Here is a 5,653-nt window from a genome sequence, read left to right as displayed (position 1 = left end):
AAGTTGGGGGGATCAGTCGGCTCCATCGCCCCGCTCGTCACGACCGGGCCGCTAGAGCGCTGCCGGGCCATGTTCACCCGTGCGCACCCGGATGACGTCGTCGACCGGGACGGCCCAGATCTTGCCGTCCCCGATCCGGCCCGTCTGAGCCGCCTTGAGGATGACCTCCATGACGTCGGTGGCGTCGATGCTGTCGACGATGACCTCCAGGCGCACCTTGGGGACGAACTCGACCGTGTACTCGGCGCCTCGGTAGACCTCGCTGTGCCCCCGCTGCCGACCGTAGCCGCTGGCCTCGCTGACGGTCATTCCCGAGACACCGAACGCCTCCAGGGCCTCCTTGACGTCCTCGAGCCGGTGCGGCTTGATGATCGCGGTGATGAGCTTCATCGGTGAGCCTCCGTTCGGATGGAGTGAATGCTGTCCTCGGGCGCGGCTGCGCCGGTGAGGGGGACCCTGGCGGGAACCGGGTTCCCGGAGGGGATCGCCTTGCCGGCGGTGCCTGCGAACGCGGTGGCAACACCGCCGGCGAGGTTGCCCCAGTCGTATGCGGCTTCGGCGTGCTGCTGCTGGTCGATCCCGGCACTCTCGGCATCGGAGTCGACCCGCCAACCCATGACCGCCTTGAGGGTGAGCGCGACGACTGTCGTCACGACTCCGGACAGCAGCACCGCAGCCAGGGCAATCATGATCTGGACCACGAGCTGGCGAACGCCGCCACCGTAGAACAGACCCGTCTGCGCGCCGAGCAGCCCGATCCCGACCGTGCCCCACAGCCCGGCAACGAGGTGCACACCGACGACGTCGAGGGAGTCGTCGAAGCCGAGCCGGTACTTCAGGCCCACCGCCACGGCGCAGAGCGCACCGGCGACCCCACCGAGAACCAGTGAACCGACGGGCGACAGGGCCCCGGCGGCCGGGGTGATGGCGACGAGTCCGGCGACGACCCCGGATGCGGCGCCGAGCGAGGTGGGGTGACCGTCCCGGATCCGCTCGGTGAGCAGCCAACCGAGCATCGCCGCACACGTCGCCGCCGTCGTGTTGACCCAGGCGAGCCCCGCGGTGCCGTTGGCGGACAGCGCCGACCCGGCGTTGAAGCCGAACCAGCCGAACCACAGCAGGGCGGCCCCGAGCATGACGAACGGCAAGTTGTGCGGTCGAGTGGCGACCCGCCCGAAGCCGAGACGCTTGCCGACGACGAGGGCGAGGACGAGGCCGGCCATACCGGCGTTGATGTGCACGACCGTCCCCCCGGCGAAGTCGATCGGGGCGACGGCGGCGGTTGCGTCGGCACCAGCACCGGTCACGCCGAAGATCCGCGCCGCCAAGCCGTCGGCCGAGCCGGACAGCAGGCCCCCGCCCCAGACCTGGTGGGCAAGCGGGAAGTAGGCGAGCGTCACCCAGATGCCCGAGAAGACGAGCCAGGTGCTGAACTTGACCCGGTCGGCGATCGCCCCGCTGATGAGCGCGACCGTGATGATCGCGAAGGTCAGCTGGAACGCGACGTTGACCACGGTCGGGAAGCTGCCGCTCATGACGTAGTCACCAGCGCTGTCGGTGATGGCACCGTTCAGGCCGAACAGGTCGAAAGGGTTCGCGAACAGTCCCGCGATCGAGCGTGGCCCATAGGACATCGAATAGCCCCAGAGGACGTAGACGATGCCCACGACACCCATCGCGCCGAACGACATCATCATCATGTTGAGGACCGACCTGCCCCGGACCATGCCGCCGTAGAAGAGCGCCAGGCCTGGGGTCATGAGCAGCACCATCGAGGCGCTGATGAGCATCCAGGCGGTGTCCCCGCTGTTGAGTGCGTGGTTCATGTCGAGCAGTCTCGGGATCGCGCATTTCGTCAGGCGCCCCCGAACGTTACAGCCGCGTCAACAGATCCGATTCAATGTGACGTTCTCGTTTCGGGCCTGGCGGTGGCTGGTCGCCACGCCCTCGGTCGGGTCCTCAGCCCCTGCGTCACTCCACGATGGCGTCGACGAAGGCCTCCGGATCGAACGGGGCGAGGTCGTCGGGGCCCTCGCCCAGGCCGACGAGCTTGACCGGGACGCCGAGCTGACGCTGCACCGACACGACGATGCCGCCCTTGGCCGTGCCGTCCAGCTTGGTCAGGACGATCCCGCTGACGTCGACAGCCTCGGCGAAGACCTTTGCCTGCTGCAGGCCGTTCTGGCCGGTCGTCGCGTCGAGAACGAGCAGCACCTCGTCGATCTCGCTCTGCTTCTCGATGACGCGCTTGATCTTGCCGAGCTCGTCCATGAGCCCGACCTTGGTGTGCAGCCGGCCGGCCGTGTCGATGATGACGACATCGACCTCCTGCTCGATCCCGGCCTTGACCGCATCGAAGGCGACGGCGGCAGGGTCGGCGCCCTCCTTGTCGGACCGGACCGTCACAACCCCGACGCGGCCGCCCCACGTCTCGAGCTGGTCGGCCGCAGCCGCACGGAAGGTGTCGGCCGCCCCGAGCAGGACCTCGCGGTCCTCGGCGACGAGGACCCGCGCGAGCTTGCCCACCGTCGTCGTCTTGCCCGTGCCGTTGACGCCGACGACGAGGATCACGGCCGGCCGGATGCCGACCCGGGACGAGGCGATCCGGCGGTCCATCTCGGGCTGGACGAGCGTCAGCAGGTCCTTGCGGAGCCAGCCCCGAACGGTCGCCTCGTCGGCCGCGCCGTCGATCTTGACCTGCCTACGCAGGGACTCCACGAGCTCGGTCGTCGCCTCGACCCCCAGGTCGGACGCGATGAGGGTGTCCTCGACCTCCTCCCACGCCTCCTCGTCGAGCCGGTCACGCGAGAGCAGCGCGAGCAGGCCCTTGCCGATGGCGGAGTTCGAGCGGGCCAGGCGAGCCCGGAGCCGCTGCAGGCGGCCACGTGCGGACTCGGGCCGTTCGATCGACGGCGCCGGGATGATCTCCTCGACTCCGATGTCGGCGGGGCCTTCCGCCGCCGCGGCCGGGTGCGCGACGGGCGGCGCTGCCGCGGTGGCTGCGCCGGGTCCGCCGCTGTCGAGAACCTCGTCCGGCGCGCCGGATGACGGGTGAGCGGTCTCGTCGTGCTCGACTGTCCGCGCGGCACTCCCCCGTCCCCGGATCAGGCCGAAGACGACCGCCGCGACGAGCACGACGACGACCAAGGCGATGATGACGTAGATCCAGAGGTTGTCCACGCGATCATCCAACCACGCGCCGTCGACCTCACCCGACCGGGCCGGACGGCCCGCCTGGGTCCGTCTCGGCGGTGCGCGTCAGGGGGTCGCGGAGCGGCGACGGCGGACCGAGTCGATCCGCGCTGCGCCGCGTTTGGTGAGCATGCCCTTGCCGTCGCGGTGTGCGGGCAGGGCAACGGAACCGACGACCGCCACACCGAGACCGGTGGCGACCAGCATCAAGAAGATGAGGAGCACCATGTGACTAGAGTGATGCATGTGGCTGAGGCGGGCGAGTCAACATGCCGGTTCTCCCCATTCCGTCACCGTTTCGTCACCCTTCTGTGATCGTTCTCGTCGCTAGTGGAGCCTTCTGGCGGTTCACGAGTCCAGTCGGCCTGATCAGGCTACCCTGACCGCGACCGGTGCCAAACGGCACCCTCACGAAAGAGCATCCATGAGCCGAAGCCTCCGTGTCGCCTCCATCGCGGCGACCGTCGTCGCGACTGTTGCGGCCCTCGCCACGACGTCCCTCACCGCTGCCGTCGCCGCCCCAGCCACCGTGTCCGCCTACCGCGTCGCCGGCGCAGACCGGGTCGCGACCGCTGTCCAGGCCTCCCAGTTCGTCTGGGACGACGCCGGCACGACAGATGGCGCCATTGCCCAGGCAGTCGTCCTGAGCCGGCACGACCAGTACGCGGATGCCCTCGGCGGCTCGGCACTCGCCGGAGCCGCCGGGGGGCCGCTTCTGCTGACTCACACGACCTCCATCGACAGCATCACCATGAATGAGGTCAACCGCATCCTCGGCGGCGAGGGGATCGTCTACCTGCTCGGCGGGACTGGTGCGATCTCGGGCCAGGCCCAAGAGAGCCTGACCAAGAAGGGCTACTCGATCGTGCGCCTTGCGGGCGCGGATCGCTTCGAGACGTCGGTCAAGGTGGCCACAGAGGTGGGCAAGTTCGCGAATGGCGGACACCCACAGTTCATCTTCGCCACGACCGGGCAGAACTTCCCGGACGGACTCGCGGCCGGAGCCACGGCCGGTGGGTACACGGCCGCAGTCGTCCTGACGAGGGACAGCCTCCTGCCGACCTCCGTCAAGAGCTACCTCATTGCCGAGCGGTCCGCGGGCACCGAGATCTATGCCATCGGTGGAGCCAGCGCGAAAGCCCCCTTCAACTGGACCGATGCCCTGGTTGGCAAGGACCGGTACGAGACTGCGGCAGAGCTGGCCAAGGCATTCTGGGGCGACGGCGCAACGACCGACGACGACCCGACCGCTCTCGCCCTCGCGACGGGTGAGAACTGGCCGGATGCCCTCGCCGGCGGTGCGCTCATCGCGTCCTGGGGGCCGCTCCTGCTCACTCAGCCGACCAGGTTCACCACGACGACCAAGAGCGCGGTCAGTGCCATCGTCACCGCGCAGGACCCGAGGACAGTCGAGGTCGGCGTCGTCCTGGGCGGCACGGCCGCGGTGTCCGACCCCGTCAAGAACGCCTTCGAGTCAGTTCTCAACTCCTGAGCAGCAGGCGATACTGCGCTGGGACCGCGCCATCGGTGCGGTCCCAGCTCGGCGGCATACGACCGCCTCGGTCAGAGCGCTCCCCCGAGCGTGACGCCACCGTCGATCGTCAGGGTCTGGCCGGTGATCCACCCGGCGTCGCGGCTGAGCAGGAAGCTGACCGCTCCGGCGACATCATCGGGCACCCCGAGACGCTTCATCGGGTACGCCGCGGCAACCTCCGCCTCACGGCCCTCGTAGAGCGCCGTCGCGAACCGCGTCTTGACGATGGCCGGAGCGACGGCGTTGACGCGCACGCCGGGCCCCAGCTCGTAGCCCAGCTCCGTGGTCAGGTGGATGAGCGCCGCCTTCGAGACGCCGTACCAGCCGATCTTCCCGGACGCCCCAAGGCCCGCGACCGAGGCGAGGTTGACGATCGCCCCCGGGTGGTCCGCGTCCCCGAGTCCCGCCGCGACGGCATGCTGGATCCAGCAGAACGCCGCGACGACGTTGACGTCGAGGACCTTGCGAGCCACCCCCGCCTCGCTGTCGAGCATCGGTCCGTAGATCGGGTTGATGCCGGTGTTGTTGACGAGGCAGTGCAGGCCGCCGAAGGTCGCCCGGGCCACCTCGACGACCTGCGCCTGGTGCGCTTCGTCGGCGGCGTTGCCGGGCACGCCGAGGGCACAGGCCGGTCCGCCGAGCTGCGCGACTGCCTCGGCGAGGGCTTCGGGTTTGCGGGCCGTGACGACAACGCGGGCGCCCTCGTCGACCAGCCGCCGGGCGATGGCGAGGCCGATGCCGCGACTCGCGCCGGTGACGATCGCGACCGCGCCCTCGTGACGACGTGCGTTCATGGGCAACCTCCAGACGTCAGGTAAGCGCTTGCTTAGTGTGGCTGGGGTGCCCCATGCTGTCAACGTGCGCGGTTCGAGTTGGGTGCGGCTCCGCTGGAGTGACGTCCCGGCCGGGTGACGGCGGCGGCTTGGT

6 protein-coding genes are annotated in these 5,653 nt (G+C 69.5%); 1 reads left to right on the top strand and 5 read right to left on the bottom strand.

Annotation, left to right across the window (positions count from 1 at the left end):
- Window positions 1–51: 51 nt before the first annotated feature.
- From L0H79_RS20135 to L0H79_RS20120, 4 genes are all read right to left on the bottom strand, one after another.
- Entirely contained in the window at window positions 52–390 is a 339-nt protein-coding gene (locus L0H79_RS20135) for a P-II family nitrogen regulator (RefSeq protein WP_301486424.1), read from the bottom strand.
- Complete coding sequence (locus tag L0H79_RS20130; protein WP_301486423.1) at window positions 387–1,826, bottom strand: ammonium transporter; 1,440 nt, start codon at window positions 1,824–1,826, stop codon at window positions 387–389. The genes L0H79_RS20135 and L0H79_RS20130 overlap by 4 nt, the downstream gene beginning before the upstream one ends.
- A gap of 145 nt (window positions 1,827–1,971) precedes the next feature.
- Window positions 1,972–3,180: a signal recognition particle-docking protein FtsY gene (ftsY, locus tag L0H79_RS20125; protein ID WP_301486422.1), complete on the bottom strand. Its 1,209-nt coding sequence runs from the start codon at window positions 3,178–3,180 to the stop codon at window positions 1,972–1,974.
- A 78-nt stretch (window positions 3,181–3,258) separates the two neighbouring features.
- The gene (locus L0H79_RS20120) at window positions 3,259–3,420 is read right to left on the bottom strand and encodes a hypothetical protein (protein WP_301486421.1); all 162 of its coding nucleotides are present in this window, start codon (window positions 3,418–3,420) and stop codon (window positions 3,259–3,261) included.
- 196 nt (window positions 3,421–3,616) lie between these two features.
- Between L0H79_RS20120 and L0H79_RS20115 the strand changes: the two genes are divergently transcribed.
- Window positions 3,617–4,684, top strand: coding sequence for a cell wall-binding repeat-containing protein (locus tag L0H79_RS20115; protein WP_301486420.1), 1,068 nt, complete (start codon window positions 3,617–3,619; stop codon window positions 4,682–4,684).
- A 71-nt stretch (window positions 4,685–4,755) separates the two neighbouring features.
- Here the strand turns inward: L0H79_RS20115 and L0H79_RS20110 are convergent, their stop codons facing one another.
- Window positions 4,756–5,520, bottom strand: coding sequence for an SDR family oxidoreductase (locus L0H79_RS20110; RefSeq protein ID WP_301486419.1), 765 nt, complete (start codon window positions 5,518–5,520; stop codon window positions 4,756–4,758).
- Window positions 5,521–5,653: the final 133 nt, after the last annotated feature.

This window comes from Intrasporangium sp., assembly GCF_030452765.1.
GTDB lineage: Bacteria > Actinomycetota > Actinomycetes > Actinomycetales > Dermatophilaceae > Intrasporangium_A.
This window is presented reverse-complemented; position numbering and strand designations above follow the sequence as displayed.

Coding starts and splice junctions, on each gene's coding strand:
- L0H79_RS20130 (WP_301486423.1), bottom strand. CDS start 1,826: ATGAACCACGCACTCAACAGCGGGGACACCGCCTGGATGCTCATCAGC.
- L0H79_RS20110 (WP_301486419.1), bottom strand. CDS start 5,520: ATGAACGCACGTCGTCACGAGGGCGCGGTCGCGATCGTCACCGGCGCG.
- L0H79_RS20135 (WP_301486424.1), bottom strand. CDS start 390: ATGAAGCTCATCACCGCGATCATCAAGCCGCACCGGCTCGAGGACGTC.
- L0H79_RS20120 (WP_301486421.1), bottom strand. CDS start 3,420: ATGGTGCTCCTCATCTTCTTGATGCTGGTCGCCACCGGTCTCGGTGTG.
- L0H79_RS20115 (WP_301486420.1), top strand. CDS start 3,617: ATGAGCCGAAGCCTCCGTGTCGCCTCCATCGCGGCGACCGTCGTCGCG.